Genomic DNA, 20,483 nt, shown 5'->3' on the forward strand with positions numbered 1-20,483 from the left:
TTTTGCTTTATTGAGGGATATTGGGGGTAGTTTTTTGTCACATCGTGTCATTAGAGTCTGTTTTGACCCGAGAGTCCCGAGTATCCGGTAGGGTCAAATCATGAGCATGGAAAAATTCCTCCGAGATATAGAAGCCCGACTGGCCTCCGAGCGAGCCTGGGAGCTCGAACAAGACGCCCGCCAGGTTGCGCGCGTGCAATACTCCACCATCACCCTCGACGATCGCCTCCTGGCCCAAAAAGGTGGCCCCGTCCGGGTCTGCGCGACAGATATGCAGGTCTACGAGGGGAACCTCGATATGGTGGGGGAGGAATGGATTAACCTTGAATCCCACGGTGAGAGCATCCTCATTCCCCTACGGGGCATGCTCTGGTGGGAGGGCGGCCGAGCGCCCGGCCGTGCAGAAATTCGCCCAGGAAGGTATCGCATGAAGCTGCAGCTCGCCCTGCGAGCGTTGGGCGTGGCACGCGAACCGGTCCGCCTCTCCCTCGAGGGTGGAACCGTCAGCTACGACGGAGTGATCGAGCGAGTAGGGGCAGATTTTTTGGAGCTCCGTCTTCTCAACGGGGGACAGTATCCTCGCATCTACGAGCGGGGATTCTATTCGCGCGGGCCCCGTGAGGTGCGGGCGCCCGGCGCGGGTGTCAGAATTATTCCGCTGGCGCGTATAAGCGCCGTTATTGCACGTATTTCACGGTAGCTTTTGCGGCGACCCTGAGTGATTCTGAAAGATAAAAATAGTCGTCCGGAGAATAGAACAAGGGCCCGTTCCCTCATGAAAGGGGACGGGCCCTTGCAGACACCTGGCAGAGCGTCTTGGGTAAAACTATGTTGTATTACTCGGCCTTCGCCTTGGCAGTCAGCTTGCCGGAAGCAATAGCCTCCAGGGTCTGCTCGTGACGCTCGGTAATGTACTCCTCGAAACGAGAACGTTCGATGCGCCACTGATTGCGGCCGCCAATCTGGATTGCGGGCAACTCGCCGCTACGCACCAGAGCACGCACCTGCGAAAGCGAAACCTGCAGTTCCTCAGCGACATCGCTCAGGGTGAGGAAACGAGGTGCAGACATGAATCTATCCTTTCCATATGTGGAATCTTGGGCCCCAGTGTCACGGAATCGCGACACTACATTGAGAGTTCTCATCGAACATCTATTGAGTACCTTCAGTATATGACACTGGGGTAAAAATTGCTCGCAAAAGCCTTATACTGCCCGAAATATTATCGAATCGTGTCTGAAAATGAGGGTAGGTTTGCGAGCATTTCATAAAATGCGTTCTTGTTGATTGAATACACTAAATGAAATATCCTGTTAGGGTTAGTCCCTATAGCGCTTATAGGAACATCTAACAGCCCACTCGCTCATCGGTTAGTTGAATACAACGGCTCGGCAGCCCGCCGAACTTCCGTACCGAAAGGCACAACCCACATGCGTACACGACAGAACGCGACGAAGCGTTCTACCCTCACCGAACCGCACGCCAAACGCCTCAAAAGGCCCACCATTAAAGACTGGAGATTCATTCTGGGGATTCTCCTGGTCCTCGTCTCTATGACGGGCGTCCAGCTCTACGTGCAGGCGAACAACCACAAAACCGAGTACTACACCGCCAAGACAGAAATCCGCATGGGTGAGAAAATTACCGACGATAAGCTCGCCCGGGTGGAAGCCAATATTGACACTGCCAGCGATAAGTACTTCACCCGAGCCGATACCGCCCTAATGCAGGGAAAAATTGCAACGCAGCGCATCCCCGCCGGAAACCTCATCAGTAGGGAAGCTATCGGCACCGAAACCCCCTCCGGGCGTCGGCTCGCCACCATCACCATCGATCGAACCGCAGCGGCCACGCTAAAGACGGGGGAACGCGTAGATGTGTGGACCTCCGGGCCCCGTAACCAGGACACCAAACGACAGGAATCAGCCGAGAACAACCCGTCTGGCGCCCGCGCCATCGTGACCAACGCCGAGATCGCCTCCATCACGGTAGACGAGGGCGTGCTGGGCGCGAACGGTAAGGCCACCGTGCAATTATGGGTGAAGGAAGAAGCCGTCGCGGCGCTCGTACAGGAGAGCAATAGCGACTCGAAACTCAGCCTCATTCCCGGAACCTACGGGGAGGGCGAATGAATATCCCGGTCATCCTCTACGGCGATGACGGCACGCTCCTGAACGGTATCGAAACTCAGCACGGGCGCATCTCGGTTGCCCGTACCGTTCAGGACTTCAGCGAGGCTCTCGGCATGGCCCACACCGGCATCGCCAGGGCACTACTCTGCGCTCGCGTTCCCTCAGAGTTGAGCGCTTCCACCGTTGACTCTCTCGCCCAATCCGAGGTTCTGCTCGCCGTCATCGCACCCGAGAACCTGCCGCTACCGGCCGAGGCCCACCGCATCCGCACCGAGGCTGCACTGGAAGAAATCCTTGGCTCCATCGAACGGGCCGTGGACGCGGCCTTGGCTCGGCCTCGCGGTGCGTACGGTGTGCAGCACACGGCATCCGGCACGCTGCCCGGAAACACCCTGACGATGGACCCCTCCGGGTACGGTTACGACGCGGCGGGCCAGAACGCGGTGGGCTACGGCTACGATATCGGGACCGGACACGCCGACTACTCCTTGCCGGGCCTCTCAGCCGGGGCGTACGGTTACGACCCCGCATACGGGGCTCAGTCTCCCGAATTTCCCGCGGACTCCTACGGCCGCAATACCCCCGAGGGGGCCGTGCCTTCCTCGTTCGACCCCGTGGCGCAGAACCCCGAGGCGCCGGCAATCCCGGGCGACGAAGAATCCGTGCTGACCCGGGCTGCCGCCATCGTCGATGGGTTCGCACCCGGTAGCGAATACGCCCGCCGATTCGAGGAAGAAAACGGCGACAGCCAGCCCCTGCATCCGGACATCACCCCGACCCCCGAAGCCCCGGCCCGTTACCAGCCCGGGCACCGCATCGGCAAGATTCTGACCGTTTGGGGCACCCACGGCGCACCCGGCCGAAGCACCATCGCGTTCAACCTTGCGGCGCTGGCCGCGCAGAAGGGGCAGAGTGTATGCCTGATCGATGCGGATACCTACGCACCCAGCCTCGACGCGCTCATGGCGTTGGAAGACGCAGGATCGGGCTTGGCCATTATCTGCTCGGACGCTGACCGCGCGCAGCTCGACGAGAAGAAGGCCGGAGCAATCATGGAGCGGGTTCCGCTCAAGCAGGGATTCTTCGATTTTCTGAGCGGGATTACTTCATCCTCTCGCTGGCCGGAGGTGCGTGCCCGTGCCTTTAGCGAGGTGCTGGGCTGGCTCAAGCCCCACTACGATATCGTCATCTGCGATGTGGCCGCGCCCATCGAGGTGGACGAGGAACTCACCTTTGACGGACCCGCGCCCCGCCGTAACGCCGCGACCCTCACCGCCCTGGCGGAGTCCGATCGCGTGATTGTCGTGGGGGAGGCTGACGTGGTGGGTCTGCCTCGCCTCATCAACCTGGCCCGCGAGGTGCAGGAGCGGTCGGACCTCATGGCTCCCGGCACGAGCGTGCAGTACTGGCTCAACCGTTCCCGGCGTGAGGCGGCGGGCTTCAACCCAGAGGCAAAGATGCGCGATAACTGGTCCCGCTACCTCTCCGTTCCCCTGGACGGGGTGATTCCATACGAGCGGAAGATCATGGATCGCCTGCGCCGTAACGGGGAGGCCCTCCTGGAGGTCGCGCCTCGACACGCGATGGTGCAGGCATTCGATGCGATGCTGGAGGGAATGTACGCGGTACGGCCCGTAGGCTGAGGCCCCTTCTAATACGGTCTTATTGCTTCTAGCATTGGTAGGTTTTGGCCCCAATAGATATACTCGGTGCCTCGCGACCGGTCGGCCCCGTTCGGGCGCACTGGACGCGATGCATCGGGTATATTTTGGTGGGGTACGTAGCGTGAGAACGATTCGCCCTGAGCAATGTAATATTCGGGGAAATTCTGAGACTTAGGAGCGGCTAACATCTCGCTCTTCTATCCGTTTCTTTAAGCGTGGAGCGCCGCAGCGCTGATTTCAGGCAATTTCTCAGACAAGCTCGTTACACTGACCGAAATATTACCGCCCGAAATAGACTCGGGCGGGCAACCGCATAAAATGGTTGAAGATACCTGAACTTACGGGAAGCACACAAACATGTCTTTTGCAGAAGGAATTCTGAGCGCCTGCGACTTCGGCCCTGGCGATATTGAACGCGTTCACCTCATCATGGGGGAATGGCAGATTATCTCTGATATTGCCCAGAGCGACCTTGTCCTCTGGCTCCCCACCGACTACGTGGTTGCCGACGGCACCTCCCCGGATGCCGTTTCCGGTCCCCGCGAAACCAGTACCTTCGCAGCATTTGCACATGTGCGCCCCTCCAACGTCCGCACCCTCTTCCACCACGACATCATTGACCACGACATGGAAGACGGCATCCGCGACGAGGCCTACCGTGCCTGGACGACCCAGGAGATCAGCACCTACACCGACCCGGCCAGGGGAGAAGGCCTGGGATACCGCCCGGAGGTAAACATCACCTTCGTGCCGATTGTGCGCAATAACCGCACTATTGCCCTGCTCACCAGCCATCGCGTTGCCACTCTTCACACCTATCCCAGCCTGAGCGAAGAGGTCTACGAGTTCGTCACCGACACCATGCTGACCATGTTGCACAGCGGCCTGTGGCCCGACCCGCTGGCCCAGGGCAGCCGCACGCAGGGTAATCCTCGCGCGATTGACGGCATTATCGTGCTCGACCCGACCGGTCGCGTGGTCGTTGCTTCCCCCAATGCCAACTCGATGTACACCCGCATGGGCATGACCGGTTACCTTGAGAAGCGTAACCTGGCAGACGTGACCCGTGCGATGCTCTCCTCCGGCGAAGAAGCGGACGAGACCCTGCAGCTGGTCCTGGCCGGCCGTAGCGACCTGCGTACCGAGCTGACCATCGCCCGAGCCCGTGTGACGATGCGCGCCATCCCCCTGCTCAAGCAGAAGGGTGCGCACATCGAGCGCCTGGGCGCCCTGATTCTCTGCCGCGACGTCACCGAGCTGCGCCGCCGCGAGATGGAGCTCATGACCAAGGACGCAACCATCCGCGAGATTCACCACCGCGTGAAGAACAACCTGCAGACGGTGTCCGCTCTGCTGCGCTTGCAGTCCCGTCGCATGACCTCCGATGAGGCGCGTCAGGGCTTGGAACAGGCGATGCGTCGTGTCGCCACGATTGCCACCGTGCACGAGGCTCTCTCGCAGGGTCTGGCTCAGAACGTCGACTTTGACGAGCTTATCGAGCGTCAGTTCCACCTGGCCGCCGAGCTGGCCTCCCCCGGCCAGCACGTGACGACCAAGCTGCTGGGATCCTTTGGTGCCCTGCCTAGCCAGTTCGCGACCCCCTTGGCGCTGGTGATTAACGAGGTCGTCGCCAACGCCGTGGAGCACGGACTCGACGGAGAAACCGGAACCGTGACGCTCGAGGGTATTCGCGGCACCAATGACGAGGGTGAGGACACCCTGACCGTCATTATTACCGATGACGGTAAGGGCATGGGCGATAAGAAGATCGAGGAGTCCGGTCCGAACGCCTACCGCCCGGTCAGTGGCAAGGAAGGCCTGGGTATGCAGATTGTGCGCACCCTGGTGGCGAGCGAGCTCAACGGCTCAATCCGTTGGGAAGCTAATGAGCCGACCGGTACTCGCGTGGTTATTACGGCGCTCCTCATCTAAAGCGAAGAGAAAACCCGGCCGCGGGACCTTGATTTTGGGGTTCCGCGGCCGGGTTTATCGTTGCATCGGGTATAGCAAAAGCGTGGTGCAGTGACCGATAAGTCACTGCACCACGCTTTTTAATGCCCTATTGAATACTCCGGAAGTTAGGATGCACGGCGGGCACGAGCTGCGCGACGCTTCATGGCGCGACGCTCGTCTTCACTGGTGCCACCCCACACGCCGGAGTCCTGGCCGGTCTCGATGGCCCACTTCAGGCAGACGTCAATAACCTCGCAAGAGCGGCAGACGGTCTTAGCCTCTTCAATCTGCAACAGGGCGGGTCCGGTGTTTCCAACGGGGAAGAACAGCTCCGGGTCCTTGTCCAAACAAGCTGCACGACTACGCCAATCCACGGTGGACCTCCTTCTCTATGTGCAGTCCCGCCGAAGCGAGATGCTGTTTATTATTCCTGTGCGCGTGCCAAATAGGCCCACCGTTGGGGTGTGCGCCCCAAGTTAGGGTGAAATTTGACTTATCAACTTTCGCACGTCGGGGCTAATGTGACAAGTGCTTTACGCTAAAAACTTTAGTATTACGATGAGGCATCTATCACTAAGGTGAACCTTTGTCTAATTGTCCGGTTGGAGAATCGCATGGTGACACAACCCCTCGCTGAGTCATCTCACAACCGGGGAGCCGCCCCGCAGGGGAGCGGCGCCTCGGGCATAATATAAAGCGGTACTTCACCCGACGAACCGCACCGATGACGAGGCGGCGAGCCCCTGCACAAATGCAGGCACCCCGCGCGCAAACAAGTGTGCGAGGGAAGTGCCCAGCCGCTAAACTACAAGCGCATCAGGCTGAATACCCCTCGGCCTGCCAACGACACCACCTGTGAGGAGCCCACCGTGACGTCACGCCCGTTCAACGTCCTCTACGCATTCGTTATAACCGAAACCTTCGCGGCATACATTCTGATTCGCGGTATCCTCTACCCCTTCCTCCTTTCTAATGGAGAGCCCGCCCAGGGCGTGGTCGGCGGCGTACTTCAAGTGCTCATCGCCGCGGGCATGACCTTTTACGCCCTGCGTTTCTACCGCGGACGTTACGGCTCGCGCCTGCCCATGATCCTGATTACTCTCTGCGCCCTGTGGGTCACTGCAAGCACGCTAGTGCAGAGCGTGAGCGCCTACGGCGTAAGCATCAATGGATTCAACCCTCAGACCGTGGCGGGCGTTATCGGCGCGGCGGTAGCCTTCATCTTCGTCCTGATGCCCAGTAGCCGCCGCTACATCGAAGCCGTCACCGAGGAACGCGGTGAGGAAGCCAAGCGTATCGGCCGCCGCCGCTAGGCTATCACCAAATTGTCTCTACGCAATGGGGTGAGCGTCGAGGACCCTCGGTAGCGGAACCTGTATCGCTTCAACGGAGCTGCCGTCCACCGCTATCGCGCGCCCAGCCGGTTGCTCGCCTCGCGTGAAACGATCCGCCGGAAGCGCCGTAACGGTGCAGATATCGGCCTCCGCCAGGGTTGCGGGCGCGAGCAGAATCGCGCGCGAGCATCCCATAAGCGTCGAAAGCAGCGGGGAGGAGGCCCGCCTCGGCCAGGGTGTGTAGGTCACGAAGACCGCGCGGAAGGCCCCGCGGCGCTCCAGCAGAACGTTCTGCACTCCGGCCGAAAGGTACTGCAAATCATCGACGAGTAGCAGAGTCTGGGCGGGATGCTTCACATCGCTCAGCAGGGAACGTACCATTTCCTCCGTGAACGGCCTGGAACTATTGCCTCCCTTGATCCAGAGCGCCTCCAGATGCGGGTTGAGCTGGCGGACGCTCTCGAGTAGCGTGCTCTTACCCGTCGACCGGGCACCCGGGACGGGAATGATGCTTCCCCGCCCGGCGCTCAGCCACCCGGGAAGACGGCGGCGGTTGAAACCCACGAGAAGCTGCTCACCCCGGGGGTTGCAGGTCTTTTGAGCTACGCGAATATACTCCTCCGCAGGCATGCGGAAATACTCCGGGAACTGGCGTAACAGGGTGCCTGTCTGAGCGGATGCGCTCGCAGATGAGCAGGTATACATCTCAAAGTCTCGGAGGGATAGCGCGCACGGTGCCAACACCGAGGCGGTAAGCGGCTGATCCCCGATAAACCCCTCGTTGATGCTCCCCTCGACACAGTAGTGGCCCTGGGACGGGACCGGGTAGTCGCGGCTGGTCGAACGCATCAGGTCGGTATCAAGGAAGCGGCGGCTCAGCAGAGTGGAGTGCGCGACCGTGCCGAAGCGTCCCCTCGGGCTCAGTGCAGAGGTGAACAGCACCGAGTAGCCGCGCCGGTAGCCTTGCGAGAGTATATCGTAGAGTAGATGCTCCGTATCAGGATGGCGGATGAGCGCATCCAACCATCCGTCCAAGCCGTCCACGATGATGAGTGGGCGGTGTCCCTCACTTTCGGCGTGCAGGCGCTGTTCTCTCAGCTCCTCAAGGCAGAAACGCAGGTGCTGGTGCTCTTGCGGCCCCACGAGCACCTCAAGGAACGGAGCATAGGGCTCCAAGTCCCGCTGGAGGGAGCCATCGGAGGTCAGCAGAACCACCGGGACTTTGGCGGATATCGCCTGGGCGAGCAGGCCCAGAAGAAACGGTATGCGTTCCGCACTCTGCGCCAGAAGCCCCAGCGTTTGTCCGCCGTTCCACCTGTACCGGCCACGAACACCGTAGCGGGCAATCTCCAGTTCTCCCAGCAGATACCCGTTCCCTCGCTCCGTCTCCTCGGCCGGAAGTGACAGGGATAGAGATTCGGGAAGCTCCTCGGGGATGGGGCAGTACTCTTCCTGCTCACCCTTGCGGGGCTCGGTGCCGGGAGCACCGTACAGATATGAGGCGCCGTGAGACCCCGCTACGGCGCGGAAGGTTTCTCTAATAGACCGGGTGAGGCACTCATCCTCTCCGTAGCCTTCCCTCGGCGATTCCTCCGTAACGTTGATGCACCTCCAACCTTCGGGCTCGAGCGAGAAGACTTTCGGGGGAATCGCCTGCACCTCGGAGGGAACTCGGTCCGTGAGAGGAGCGCGGAACGAGAGGGAACGTCCATCCGGCAGACGAACGTACCCGGCCCCGGGCTGAGCAGCCGAGATATAGGCGGCCGCTTCGTGCTCCAACAGGTTGTAGGAATCTTGTGCGCTGGCCACGCGCAGGCAGATACTCGTGGCGATATTGGCGCGGATATCCTGTGAAATCGTGCCCTGGGGACGCTGCGTAGCAAGAATCAGGTGCAGCCCCAGGGAACGGCCAATCGTTGCGATGCGCATGAGCTCCGTCATCGCATCGGGCATGGAATCAATCAGCATGCGGAACTCATCAACGACGATGAGCAGCTCGGGGTAACGGGGGAGTACACCTTGCGCCCGGCAACCCGCCAAATAGTCGCGGTAAGAATTGACCCCGGCAGCCTGTAGATCGGTTTCCCTTCGACGGACGTCTGCCCTCAAGAACTCTAGGGCGCGCTCAACCGCGGAAACATCGAAATTACTCAAGATGCTTAGAGCATGGGGCAGCTCGGCGAGGGGGCCCAGGCCCGCGGAACCCTTAAAATCCACCAGAATCAACCCGAGACGCTCGGGCGGGTAGGCCAGGGCGGCGCTCAGCACCAGGGAACGTAGCAGCTGGGATTTGCCGGCACCGGTGGTGCCGCCAAGCAGCCAGTGGGGCCCGTGTTCCGAAAGGCCGAGCGAAAGCGAACCCGCTTGCGAAACCCCCAGGTAGCAGCGGACGTCTTCGGCGTAAAGCCCCTTCGACCATCGTTCCTTAAGCCCCTCGGCGGACAGGTCAATCCCGCCTTCGCCTCTTTCGTTTTTCGCCTCCGATAGGGAGGAGAACCGATGCGCGAATTGGTGCACCTGCGCATCGCTGATCTTGCCTGTCCTCGGCCCATCCTCAACTAGATAGAGGTGGTCTAGAGCTCGGATAAATGCCTCAACGCTCAGCCCATCGGCATGCAGGCATAGGTCATCGAGGAGGAGGGGGTGCACCTGTACTACTCCTTCGCTGGGCTGCCCCGGAGGCTTCGAGTAGTGCCGTGCCGCATAGCGGATAGATTGACGGTGGCTGCCCTCGCTGACGCACTCGAGCCACCCCGCGGCGAAGAGAGACTCGCAGACGGTACGACCGGATGTCGATCGCGTACCATCCTTCGGATCGGCGATGATGCACAGAGCCACCGATGCGCCCCTCGGCTCTTTGGGAGCCCGCGAGCCATTCCGTGTTGCGGCTTCGGCGGCCGCCGCCTCAGCCTGGAGCGTGCGCACGAGCGGAGCGTAAATATCGCACGCGTCCTCCGACATAATCAACAGGGGAGGGGTCTGCGCGGAAAGTTCGTCGTGCAGGGCATCGTGAAGAGCCTGCCTTTCCTCGGGGGCGGTCTCGGAGCGCTGAGAGTACACGCTAACCCGGGGCACCACGGCGAGAGTTTGCAGGAGCGCGTTGATTCGCTCCTGTTCGGCGCTCGCAGGAGGGCCGAGCAGGATTGAGATACTTCCCGGATAACCGGCGACCAGCTGGACGAGATAGGCGCGCAGGTGCCCCTCGTCGAGCGAAAGAAGGTGCCCGAGCGCACCGGCGGGTAAGGGAACGTAGTGGGGTGCCCTCTGGAGCCTGGGTAGTGAGGCGAGCGTAAGATTACGTCCACGCAGGTAGGGCAGCCGAGGGCCGCATCCGAGCACGATGCCGGGGTGAGCGGGGAACGCGAGAAGGGCGGGGGAGGTTGCGGCGAACGCCAGATCCGCGGCGGTGGGTAGATTCAAGGCCCGTTGCTCCTCTCGTTCGGCCGCCGTGCGGGTCATTGCGCGGCCCGCACGGTTTTCGGCTCGGCTTCCAAAGAAGTGCAGGAGCATGAGCAGGGAAGAGGCCGCCGACATGAGAAGCAGAAACCACAGCCCGGTCAGTAGCGCAATGGCCAGGCCCACGAGAATCGGCAGGCAAACGCTGAGTAGAATCTGCTTGAGCTTTCGAGGCTGGGCCGGGTTGACCGTGACGGGTTCAAACGGATTGCCGTCGGGGGAGTCCGCTAGGGAACCCTGAAGCTTGTCGGCACCGCCCTTGGAAACGGAAGACGCCGCACGGTTGGAAGGAATCGGGCCTGAAACGCCGGGGTCTCGAAGAACGCAAAGGGACGATCCCAGAAGGAAGGGCACGTCCCAGACAACCGGCCGTGCCCCATCGTCCCGAGTTCTCCGGATTTTACGCGCGGGAGTATTCACCGGGCGCCACAGCACACCCGAGCTATCGGCGCGGAAGGTTCCGTGAACCCCTCGTAGGAAGGGGTCTCGCAGATGCACGTGCCCGGCTTTTCCTCGTCGTCCGCGCGGGGACCTGCCCAGCGTGGTGTCCCCGCGGAGAATCGGGAAGGACTTGCCGGCGTCCGGGCCGCGCAGAACGCAGAGAAGGCTGATGGCCCGCCCGCTGTTGCCCGCACCGGTGGTATTTTCCTCTTCTCTGGAGCGTTCGCCCCGTGTAGGCAGGCTCAGATGCTTCTTACCGCTTGCGATTTGTTCTTGTAGAGCGGCGGCCAAATCGTGCTCCAGGCGTTTTTCTGCCCGGGCCAGCGTCATGCTTTCGGCCCTACCCGGTTCACCTTCGACCCGCACGACGCGAGGGTAGGGGCGTTCTGCGGAGGTTTTGGCGCGGTCAAGAAAATAGAGAGTCATGCCTATAGGTAAACCCATAGTGAACTAATGCTCAATATATGCCATTTAAGATGACATAAATATTCGAATAATGCGTTTTTGTTATCTAAATATCTTAAATTCTGTGGATACTGCATATTTGCTCGAAAGGCTACCCGGGGTGATTTTCGCGATCGACCCCGGTGCGCGGCTTGTGCGCATACGGTCGGCTTGTGCGCATATGGTCGGCGGGTGCGCACCCCATTCCTTGAATGGTCTCTTCTGGGTAGTGGACTTGCCCGCCCCTCAAGTGAATATTTACGCGTAAATAATTTCTCGCCCTGTTTCGCGTAGCTCCCGAAGCTCTTATCCTGAACGGCAAATAAAAATCTTCAGATGCGTGCTAATCCCGTTCATGTCCATCCGGAACCCAACGACCAATAGCGCAAAAACTAGTTCCCAAAAGTACCGAAAATCATGTCATAAGTATGCGGACCAGTTGATAAGCGGGTATCTTAGAGTATGACTATATCCATCGTGGGAGGGGCAAGGTGTGCCCCGCCCACGCGGATCGTGCCCTCCCCGAACCAGCGGGGAAATGCCCGGTCTGGAAGGCAAAACCAGCCCCGATAGGGGCCGGAGCGCCGTGATAATACAGGAGAAAACATTGACTGCTGACCTCGTAGTTGTCGGATCGGGCCTTTTCGGCCTGACCATCGCAGAACAGGCCGCCACCGAGCTGGGCCTGAAAGTCGCTCTGCTGGACCGTCGCTCCCACATTGGCGGTAACGCATACAGCGAGAAGGAGAAGCAGACCGGCATTGAGGTGCACCGCTACGGCGCTCACCTGTTCCACACCTCCAACGAGCGCGTGTGGGAGTACGTGAACCGCTTCACCGACTTCACGAACTATGTGCACCGCGTGTACACCCGCCACAACGGCATCGTGTACCCCATGCCGATTAACCTCGGTACCATCAACCAGTTCTTCAACGCCGCCTACTCGCCGGCAGAGGCAAAGGCGCTGATTGCTGAGCAGGCTGGCGAGCTGGCCGGTACCGACCCGCAGAACCTCAACGACAAGGGCATCTCCCTGATTGGTCGCCCCCTGTACGAGGCCTTCATTAAGCACTACACCGCAAAGCAGTGGCAGACCCCGCCGGAGGAGCTGCCCGCATCCATCATTTCCCGTCTGCCGGTGCGTTACACCTATGACAACCGCTACTTCAATGACAAGTACGAGGGTCTGCCGGTCGACGGCTACGCCGCCTGGCTGGAGCGCATGGCTGCACACCCGAACATCGAGGTTCACCTGAACACCGATTTCTTCGAGCCCGGCCACGAGTACTCCCGCGAGAACGTACTCGGCCAGATTCCCGTGGTTTACACCGGCCCGGTGGACCGCTACTTCGACTACGCCGAGGGCGATCTGTCCTGGCGCACCATCGACCTGGAAGAAGAAGTCCTGCCGATCGAGGACTTCCAGGGCTGCTCCGTGATGAACTACCCCGATGCTGACGTCCCCTTCACCCGTATCCACGAGTTCCGTCACTTCCACCCGGAGCGTGACTACACCAAGGACGCAACCGTCATTATGCGTGAGTTCTCCCGCTTCGCTAACAAGGGTGACGAGCCCTACTACCCGGTGAACACCGCCGTGGATCGCGAGAAGCTGCTGGCTTACCGCGACCTGGCTAAGGGTGAGGATAACGTGCTGTTCGGTGGCCGCCTGGGTACCTACAAGTACCTGGACATGCACATGGCCATCGCCTCGGCACTGTCGATGTTTGACAACAAGATTCGCCCGCACTTCACCGACGGTGCCAAGATCGAATCCGGTGGTGTGGACGCATAGTTATGGCTACTCAGACTTTGAAGACTCTGCAGCGGGTCATTTTCCCGAGCGCGGTTGAGACCGACGTCGTGCCCCTCTACGTGGATGCGGGCGTTGCAACCGGCGTTCAGCTGCCCACCCGTATCGACGGCGACGCCTCGACCTCTATCGCGGAGGCGATGAACACCTCCGGTCAGTCTGTATCGAACGCTAGCGCGAACCGCGACGCCGCGAACAGCCTGAACAGCCGCCGCTCCATCACCGTGAGCGCGGGCCAGAGCCTGTCGTTCGGTACCTATTTCAATGCTTTCCCCGCTTCGTACTGGCGCCGCTGGACCGACCTGAAGAAGGTCACCCTGAGCGTTCAGACCCGTGGCGAGGGCATGGTCATTGTGTACAAGTCCAACGGCCGTGGCGTGATCCAGCGTGTGGACGCCAAGCTGCTCTCCGGCGAGGAGACCACCACCTTCACGATGCCCCTGGCACCCTTCGGTGACGGTGGCTGGTACTGGTTCGACCTGTCAGGCACCACCGACCTCGAGCTGGTTGAGGCAAATTGGCTGGGCGATATCGAGCCCCGCGCCGACGTGAAGGCCGGCCAGGCAACCGTGCAGATTACCACCATGAACAAGGTGGAGTACTGCATCAACAACATTCGTGCGCTGGGCGAGAGCCCCGAGATTTTCGATGCCGTGCACGAGTTCCTGATTGTCGACCAGGGCACCCAGAAGGTTCAGGACCACGAGGACTTCGAAGAGGTCGTCAAGCCTCTGGCGGGCAAGTTCCGCATCATCAACCAGGGCAACCTGGGCGGTTCCGGTGGCTTCTCACGCGGCATGTTCGAGGCCGTGAACAACGGCTCCGACTACGTGCTGCTGCTGGATGACGACGTTATCGTTGAGCCCGAGTCGATCCTGCGTATGGTGACCTTCGCGAACTACTGCAAGGAACCCACCATCGTGGGTGCGCACATGTTCGACATGTTCGACCGTTCGGTTCTGCACGCGTTCGGTGAGGTTGTTGATCCGTGGCGTAACTTCTACGCTAAGCCGCACGAAGACATGGCGATGGGCCACAACCTGGGCCACCACAACCTGCGTAACACCCCGTGGCTGCACCGCCGCGTGGATGTGGACTACAACGGCTGGTGGATGTGCCTCATCCCGACCGCCGTCATCAAGGAGATCGGCCTGTCCCTGCCGCTGTTCCTGAAGTGGGACGACGCCGAGTACGGCCTGCGCGCTAAGGCCGCGGGCTTCGCGACCGTGTCCTTCCCCGGTGCCGGCGTGTGGCACGTGTCCTGGACCGATAAGGACGATTCCGTCGGCTGGCAGGCTTACTACCACGAGCGTAACCGTCTCATCACGGCCCTGTTGCACTCTCCCTTCGACAAGGGTGGCCGCGTGTTGCTGGATTCGCTGTTCCTTGACGTCAAGCACACCCTGTCGATGCAGTACTACACCGAGGCCGGCCGTCTGCTGGCTCTCGAGGATCTGCTGTCGGGCCCCGATCACCTGCACCCCTCGCTCTCGAAGCGTCTGCCGGTGATTCGCGCGATGGCTAAGGAGTACCCGGAGTCTCAGGTGAAGCCGAACGTGGATGACTTCCCGGCTATCCAGTCGAAGAAGCCGCCGTTCCGCGGTCGCCGCTCCTTCGCATCCCCCGGCTACAAGAAGCTTGCTTCGTGGACCGCGAAGACCGTGGGTCGCCAGCTCTTCAAGCCCGTGAGCGAAGAAGCGAAGGCGCATCCGCAGATTCAGCTGAACTACGGTGAAACCAACTGGTGGACCCTGTCGAAGTTCGATTCGGCTCTGGCCACGAACGCTGAGGGTACCGGTCTCTTCTGGTACCGTCGTGACCCCGAGCAGCTGAAGTCGAAGCTGATTCACGCCGCGAAGCTGCACGCTCAGCTGGTGACCGGCTGGGAGAAGCTGCGCGAGCTGTACCGTTCGAAGGCCGCAGAGGTTGCCTCCTACGATGCGTGGGCTAAGACCTTTGCTGAGCATACGGATTCTGAGCTGACCCGATGAGCGATTTGAAGTCTGTTCCCCTGAAGGCGCCCGGTCGCGGCCGCGGCATTCTGGATGCGATGAAGAATCGCTACCTGCTTCGACTGCTGGTCGATAAGGAAATCCAGGTCCGCTACCGCGGCTCGGTGCTGGGTATTTTGTGGTCGTACATTAAGCCGGGCGTGCAGTTCCTGGTGTTCTACATTGCCATGGGTCTTTTCCTTGGCCTGGAACGCGGTATGCACAACTATGCGGTGTACCTATTCTCGGGCATGATTGCCATTAACTTCTTCTCGGAGGGGTTCGGCAATGGTGCTCGCGCCATGGTGGTTAACAGCGCTCTGATTCGCAAGATTTACCTGCCGCGTGAGTTGTTCTCGCTGTCGACGGTGTGGGTGGCTCTGGTGCATTTTGTGCCGCAGATTGTGGTCATGCTCCTGGCGTGTTTTGCGGTGGGTTGGCATCCGTCCGCGTTGGCTTTCGGGTCGATTCTGGCGGGCATGCTCATCGTGATGCTGCTGTCCTATGGTCTGGGTCTGATTTTCGGTGTGGCTAACGTGTTCTTCCGAGATTCGGAGAACATTGTGGACATGCTGCTGATGGTGGCTACCTGGTTCTCGCCGGTGCTGTACTCCTGGACCATGGTGCGTGACACTCTCTACCCGTGGGTGTTCAACGTGTTCATGATTAACCCGTTGACCGTTGCGGTGGAGCTGTTCCACTATGGCTTCTGGCATCCGACGCTCCGTCCTGAGGATTTGGCGCTTCCTGCTTCGCAGGTGGTTCCGCATCTCTTCAGCTTCTGGACTCCGATTGCCATTGGTATTTCTCTGCTGACCGTTTTGATTGGTGATTTGCTCTTCCGTAAGTTTGAGGGCAACTTCGCCCAGGAGCTCTGATTCTGTGGATATTAAGAAGCTTGAGTTCCCGCCGGTGAGCCCGGACGCTCCCGTGGTGATTCACGTGGAGAATTTGGTGAAGCGCTTCGTTCTGCGCCACACCCGTTCGATGAAGGAAGCTTTTGTGTGGCTGATTAAGGGCCGCAAGGGTGATCTTTCGGAGAAGTTCAATGCACTCAACGGCGTGAGCCTGGATATTCGTCAGGGCGAGCGTGTGGCTCTTCTGGGTCTGAACGGCTCGGGTAAGTCCACGCTGCTGAAGATGATTTCTGGCGTGATGCGCGCTGATGAAGGTGAGGTTCTTACTCGCGGCAATATTGCGGGTCTGATTGAGGTGGGCGCTGGTTTCCACCCTGATCTGACCGGCCGCGATAACGTGTACCTCAACGGCGCGATTTTGGGTATGACCAAAGATGAGATTGAGGCTTCCTTCGATTCGATTGTTGATTTCGCTGAGATTCACGACTTTATCGATACCGAGGTGAAGTTCTACTCTTCGGGTATGTACCTGCGTCTGGCCTTCTCGGTTGCGGTTCATACGAACCCGGATATCTTCCTGGTGGATGAGATTCTTGCGGTGGGCGATGAGCCGTTCCAGAAGAAGTGTATTGCGAAGATTCAGGAGCTGTGCTCTGCCGGTAAGACTCTTGCCGTGGTGAGCCATGACCTGGATTTGGTGTCTAAGATTTGTGACCGCGGCGTGGTGCTGGAGCACGGTAACCTTCGATTCGACGGTCCGATTAAGGAGGCCGTGAAGGTAATTCGCGGCGGTGACTAAACGCTAAGCGTCATGGTGAAGGGGCGTGTATTCCCGTGAGGGGAGTGCACGCCCCTTTGCCGTGCCCTGTCACTGCGCTCTTTCGTTGCGGGGTTATCGGCTCGTGAGGGACAGCGCGGATGGTCCTGGCCAAATCCGCGGTGTGGATAAAACACCAAATGTTACGCACGTATTCGTGGTAGGAAGATGGGCTTGGCGCTAGATGCTGCAAGCTACCTCCCAAGGGCGGAGAAGAATACTTGCGGCGATTGACTAGGGCGTTTGTACTGATTCGGGTATTCCCCGCGCAGAAATAGCACATATCACGATAGAAAATATCGAAAAACTACACCTGTAAATATTAAGTAGCGAAATATATAGGTTTGATAAATTTGATGCCCTGTGGCTAGGATGATGGAAGTAATAGGTTACAGTCGTAAAGTTGCATGTAACGCCACCACACACCGCAGCATCGGATTATTTCAATGGAGAACACCGTTCCGAATACCAAAATGGAACACCTGGCTCTACTTGAGGAGAACATTCGCAAGGCCATGCGCCGTCGCAACCTGGACCCTCGAGAGGACCGGGATGCCGTACGCGCGCTCATCGGTGAATGTTTGGACGAATATGAGCAGAAGCGCACCCGCGTCTCCCTGCCCGATGTGGGGGAGCGGAGCGTCGTCATCCAGCGGCTCCACGATGAAATCTGCGGTTTCGGGGTCATTCAGCCCTTCCTCGATGATGAGAGCGTTGAGGAGATCTGGATTAACTCGCCCGATGAAATCTTCATCGCGCGCAACGGCGAAAGCGAGCTCACCGGCCTGCATCTGAGCCCCCGGGCCATCAACAGCCTGCTGGAGCGTATGCTCAAGCCCTCGGGCCGTCGCCTGGACCTTTCCTCTCCCTTCGTGGATGCTTCCCTGCCGGATGGCTCCCGATTGCACGCGGTAATCCCGGATATCACCCGCAGGCACACGAGCATCAACATTCGTAAGTTCGTGGTGCGGGCCCGCCGCCTGCCCGATCTGGTCCGCATGAACTCGCTAAGCGCCGGCGCGGCGTCCCTGCTGCACGCGGCGGTGGAGAGCGGCATGAATATCCTCGTCTCGGGTGCAACCCAGTCGGGCAAGACCACGATGCTCAATTGCCTATCTGCATCGATTCCGCCGCGGGAACGCGTGGTCACCTGCGAAGAGATTTTTGAGCTCTCCGTGCCGCTGCGAGACGTGGTGGGCATGCAATGCCGCCAGCCGAACCTTGAGGGTACCGGCGCCATCGAGTTGCGCCGCCTGGTCAAGGAGGCCCTGCGTATGCGCCCGGACCGCATCCTCATTGGCGAGGTACGCGAGGCAGAATCTCTGGACATGCTGATTGCGCTCAACGCGGGTCTGCCCGGCATGTGCACGATTCACGCGAACTCGGCACGCGACGCCGTGACAAAGATTTGCACCCTGCCGCTACTGGCGGGCGAGAATATCTCCTCCTCATTCGTGGTGCCCACCGTGGCCTCGTGCTTTGACATCGTGGTTCACTGCGGCCGCGATACCCGCGGGCAGCGCCGGGTCGAGGAGATTAGCATGCTCGGCGGTCGTGTCGAGGACGGGGTGATTGAGATGTCGCCGCTATTTGTGCGCCATGATGGGCGCATGGTTTGCGTGGCCCTGGAACTGCCGAACGCCGAACGCTGGGTACGTGCGGGACATCGTCCCGAACAGGTGCTGGCCCTCGCGAAAGCGGGGCAGTGATGCCGCTTTTCCTCAGCCTAATTCTGGGCATCGGCGTGTGCCTGGTGTACCTCTCCTGTTTTCCGGAGGGGCAGAAACCGGTCCGCGAGGCCGCCGACCCCGCACTGGTCGTGGCGTTGCGCAAAGCCGGGATGCACACGCTGACCCCTCGAACCTTCACCTGGGTGAGCCTTGCGAGCGCCGTCGCCCTGTCCCTGCTGCTTCTGCTGGTTAGCCAGTTGGTGGCCCTGGGCGTGCTCGGGTTTATCGCCGGGCTGGTGGCCCCTCGCGTGGTGGTGAATCATCGCGCCCGTGCCGCGGATGCACGCATCTGGCAGCTGTGGCCGGATGCCGTCGACCACCTGCGTTCGGCGATTCGTGCGGGCCTTTCCCTGCCGGAGGCACTGATTCAGCTCTCCTACCGCGGCCCGGAGGAGCTTCGCGGGGCCTTCGCCCATTTTTCGCGTGACTATCGCGCCTCGGGCGAGTTCGTGCCCTCGCTGAACCGTCTGAAGGAATACCTCTCTGACCCGGTGGCGGACACCATTATCGAGGCGTTGAAGATTGCCCGCGAGGTGGGCGGTTCGGACCTAGGTAAGCTGCTGGGCACGCTGAGTGATTTTCTGCGCGATAATGCCCGCACCCGCTCGGAGCTTCTGGCTCGCCAATCCTGGACAGTGAATGCGGCCCGGCTCTCCTGCGTGGCGCCGTGGTTTGTGCTGTGTCTGATGGCGACTCAGCCTGCCGCGCGTATGGTGTATAACTCGTTTGCCGGTGCGATGCTGATGATTGCCGGTGCCGCTATTTCTTTGGCGGCGTACCGTCTGATGTTGCGTATTGGTGAGTTGCCGCGTGAACGGAGGGTGTTCGGATGAACCTGCCTCTGATTTTTGGTTTGCTGTTGGCGACCGGCGTGGGTCTGATTCTTTCCTCGGTGCTGAATACTCGCAGTATTTCGTTCTCTGATCGTGTGGCGTCGCAGCTGCGCGGTGAGACTCTACGTGAGTCGTTGTTGAAGGAGCAGGAGCGCCGTGAGCCGAGCCTGTTGGAGGCGATTTCGGCGTTCTGCGCGCCGTTGCTTCGTTCGCTGTCCTCGTCGTTGAACGGCTCGTCGTTGAGCGATAGTTCGGTGCAGGAGCGTCTGCGCCGTGCGGGTTCTTCGCAGAGTGTGAGCGCGTTTCGTGCTGAGCAGCTGCTGTGGGCTCTTGCCGGTGTAACCGTTATGAGCGCCCTGACCGTTATCGGTGTGGTGCAGGAGCGTTTCTCCATCCTGGTGGCTCTTGTGCTGGTGCTCGTGAGCGGTTTAAGCGGCTTTCTGGCGCGTGACTGGTGGCTGGGCGAGGCGGTGACTAAACGTGAGAAGCAGCTGGTTGCTGAGTTCCCGGCGCTGGCGGAGATGATGGCGCTGTCGGTGACGGCGGGCGAGTCGGCGCTGGCGGCACTGGAGCGTATCTGTCTGACTTCGCGCGGCGAGTTGGCTCGCGAGTTTTCGGAGATTTTGGCGCAGACCCGTACCGGCGTTTCTCTGCTGAGCGCGCTGCAGGAGTTTGCGGAGCGTACTCGCGTTCCGGCGCTGAGCCGCTTCGTTGAGGGTATTGCCGTGGCGATTGAGCGTGGCACCCCTCTAGCCGATGTGTTGCGTGCGCAGGCTCAGGATGTGCGCGATAACGCAAAGCGTGAGCTGATGGAAACAGCCGGTAAGAAAGAGATTGCGATGCTCGCCCCGGTGGTGTTTTTCATCCTGCCGCTGACCGTGATTTTCGCGGTCTTCCCGGGCCTGTCGCTCATGCGTTTGAACTTTTAGATTTTGCGGCGGGTACACACCGTACCGGCTGCGCCGCGGTGGGCTGGGCTGATTGCCCGGCGTGCCGCACCAACCACACACTACACCCT

At 60.3% G+C, this 20,483-nt stretch carries 15 protein-coding genes; 12 read left to right on the top strand and 3 right to left on the bottom strand.

Annotated elements, in window-relative coordinates; genetic code table 11:
• Positions 1–100 precede the first annotated feature (100 nt).
• On the top strand, positions 101–700 hold the full coding sequence (locus HMPREF2674_RS01995) for a histidine kinase (RefSeq protein ID WP_070824674.1): 600 nt from the start codon (positions 101–103) through the stop codon (positions 698–700).
• Between the two features lie 136 nt (positions 701–836).
• On the opposite strand, the gene HMPREF2674_RS02000 is transcribed toward HMPREF2674_RS01995, so the two are convergent.
• Positions 837–1,070 carry a helix-turn-helix domain-containing protein gene (locus HMPREF2674_RS02000; RefSeq protein WP_049333339.1) on the bottom strand — a complete coding sequence of 78 codons (234 nt, stop codon included), beginning with the start codon at positions 1,068–1,070 and terminating at the stop codon, positions 837–839.
• A gap of 360 nt (positions 1,071–1,430) precedes the next feature.
• Between HMPREF2674_RS02000 and HMPREF2674_RS02005 the strand changes: the two genes are divergently transcribed.
• The 3 genes from HMPREF2674_RS02005 (at position 1,431) to HMPREF2674_RS02015 (ending at position 5,728) form a co-directional block, all read left to right on the top strand.
• Positions 1,431–2,132, top strand: coding sequence for an SAF domain-containing protein (locus tag HMPREF2674_RS02005; protein WP_070824675.1), 702 nt, complete (start codon positions 1,431–1,433; stop codon positions 2,130–2,132).
• A complete protein-coding gene (locus HMPREF2674_RS02010) occupies positions 2,129–3,775 on the top strand; it encodes a CpaE/TadZ family protein (RefSeq protein ID WP_070824676.1) in 1,647 nt (548 codons plus the stop codon). Before HMPREF2674_RS02005 ends, HMPREF2674_RS02010 begins: the two co-directional genes overlap by 4 nt.
• A 378-nt stretch (positions 3,776–4,153) precedes the next feature.
• A complete protein-coding gene (locus HMPREF2674_RS02015) occupies positions 4,154–5,728 on the top strand; it encodes a sensor histidine kinase (protein WP_049343988.1) in 1,575 nt (524 codons plus the stop codon).
• Between the two features lie 146 nt (positions 5,729–5,874).
• On the opposite strand, the gene HMPREF2674_RS02020 is transcribed toward HMPREF2674_RS02015, so the two are convergent.
• The gene (locus tag HMPREF2674_RS02020) at positions 5,875–6,123 is read right to left on the bottom strand and encodes a WhiB family transcriptional regulator (protein ID WP_004005030.1); all 249 of its coding nucleotides are present in this window, start codon (positions 6,121–6,123) and stop codon (positions 5,875–5,877) included.
• A gap of 495 nt (positions 6,124–6,618) precedes the next feature.
• Between HMPREF2674_RS02020 and HMPREF2674_RS02025 the strand changes: the two genes are divergently transcribed.
• Positions 6,619–7,062, top strand: coding sequence for a hypothetical protein (locus HMPREF2674_RS02025; RefSeq protein ID WP_049343991.1), 444 nt, complete (start codon positions 6,619–6,621; stop codon positions 7,060–7,062).
• A gap of 18 nt (positions 7,063–7,080) precedes the next feature.
• On the opposite strand, the gene HMPREF2674_RS02030 is transcribed toward HMPREF2674_RS02025, so the two are convergent.
• Positions 7,081–11,406 carry an FtsK/SpoIIIE domain-containing protein gene (locus tag HMPREF2674_RS02030; RefSeq protein ID WP_246826148.1) on the bottom strand — a complete coding sequence of 1,442 codons (4,326 nt, stop codon included), beginning with the start codon at positions 11,404–11,406 and terminating at the stop codon, positions 7,081–7,083.
• A gap of 625 nt (positions 11,407–12,031) precedes the next feature.
• Between HMPREF2674_RS02030 and glf the strand changes: the two genes are divergently transcribed.
• The 7 genes from glf (at position 12,032) to HMPREF2674_RS02065 (ending at position 20,394) form a co-directional block, all read left to right on the top strand.
• Positions 12,032–13,219, top strand: a complete 1,188-nt coding sequence (gene glf, locus HMPREF2674_RS02035) for a UDP-galactopyranose mutase (protein ID WP_049333325.1) — start codon at positions 12,032–12,034, stop codon at positions 13,217–13,219.
• Positions 13,220–13,221: 2 nt separating this feature from the next.
• Positions 13,222–15,228, top strand: coding sequence for a glycosyltransferase (locus tag HMPREF2674_RS02040; protein WP_070824678.1), 2,007 nt, complete (start codon positions 13,222–13,224; stop codon positions 15,226–15,228).
• On the top strand, positions 15,225–16,106 hold the full coding sequence (locus HMPREF2674_RS02045) for an ABC transporter permease (protein ID WP_049333323.1): 882 nt from the start codon (positions 15,225–15,227) through the stop codon (positions 16,104–16,106). Before HMPREF2674_RS02040 ends, HMPREF2674_RS02045 begins: the two co-directional genes overlap by 4 nt.
• 4 nt (positions 16,107–16,110) lie before the next feature.
• Positions 16,111–16,884 (top strand): ABC transporter ATP-binding protein, encoded by a 774-nt coding sequence (locus tag HMPREF2674_RS02050; RefSeq protein WP_005505398.1) that lies wholly within the window; start codon positions 16,111–16,113, stop codon positions 16,882–16,884.
• A 464-nt stretch (positions 16,885–17,348) separates the two neighbouring features.
• Positions 17,349–18,611: a TadA family conjugal transfer-associated ATPase gene (locus HMPREF2674_RS02055; protein WP_070824679.1), complete on the top strand. Its 1,263-nt coding sequence runs from the start codon at positions 17,349–17,351 to the stop codon at positions 18,609–18,611.
• Positions 18,611–19,465 carry a type II secretion system F family protein gene (locus HMPREF2674_RS02060; RefSeq protein WP_070824680.1) on the top strand — a complete coding sequence of 285 codons (855 nt, stop codon included), beginning with the start codon at positions 18,611–18,613 and terminating at the stop codon, positions 19,463–19,465. The genes HMPREF2674_RS02055 and HMPREF2674_RS02060 overlap by 1 nt, the downstream gene beginning before the upstream one ends.
• Positions 19,462–20,394 carry a type II secretion system F family protein gene (locus HMPREF2674_RS02065; RefSeq protein WP_070634785.1) on the top strand — a complete coding sequence of 311 codons (933 nt, stop codon included), beginning with the start codon at positions 19,462–19,464 and terminating at the stop codon, positions 20,392–20,394. The genes HMPREF2674_RS02060 and HMPREF2674_RS02065 overlap by 4 nt, the downstream gene beginning before the upstream one ends.
• The last annotated feature ends 89 nt before the right edge of the window (positions 20,395–20,483 follow it).

This window comes from Rothia sp. HMSC062F03, assembly GCF_001836905.1.
In the GTDB taxonomy this organism is placed as follows: domain Bacteria; phylum Actinomycetota; class Actinomycetes; order Actinomycetales; family Micrococcaceae; genus Rothia; species Rothia mucilaginosa_A.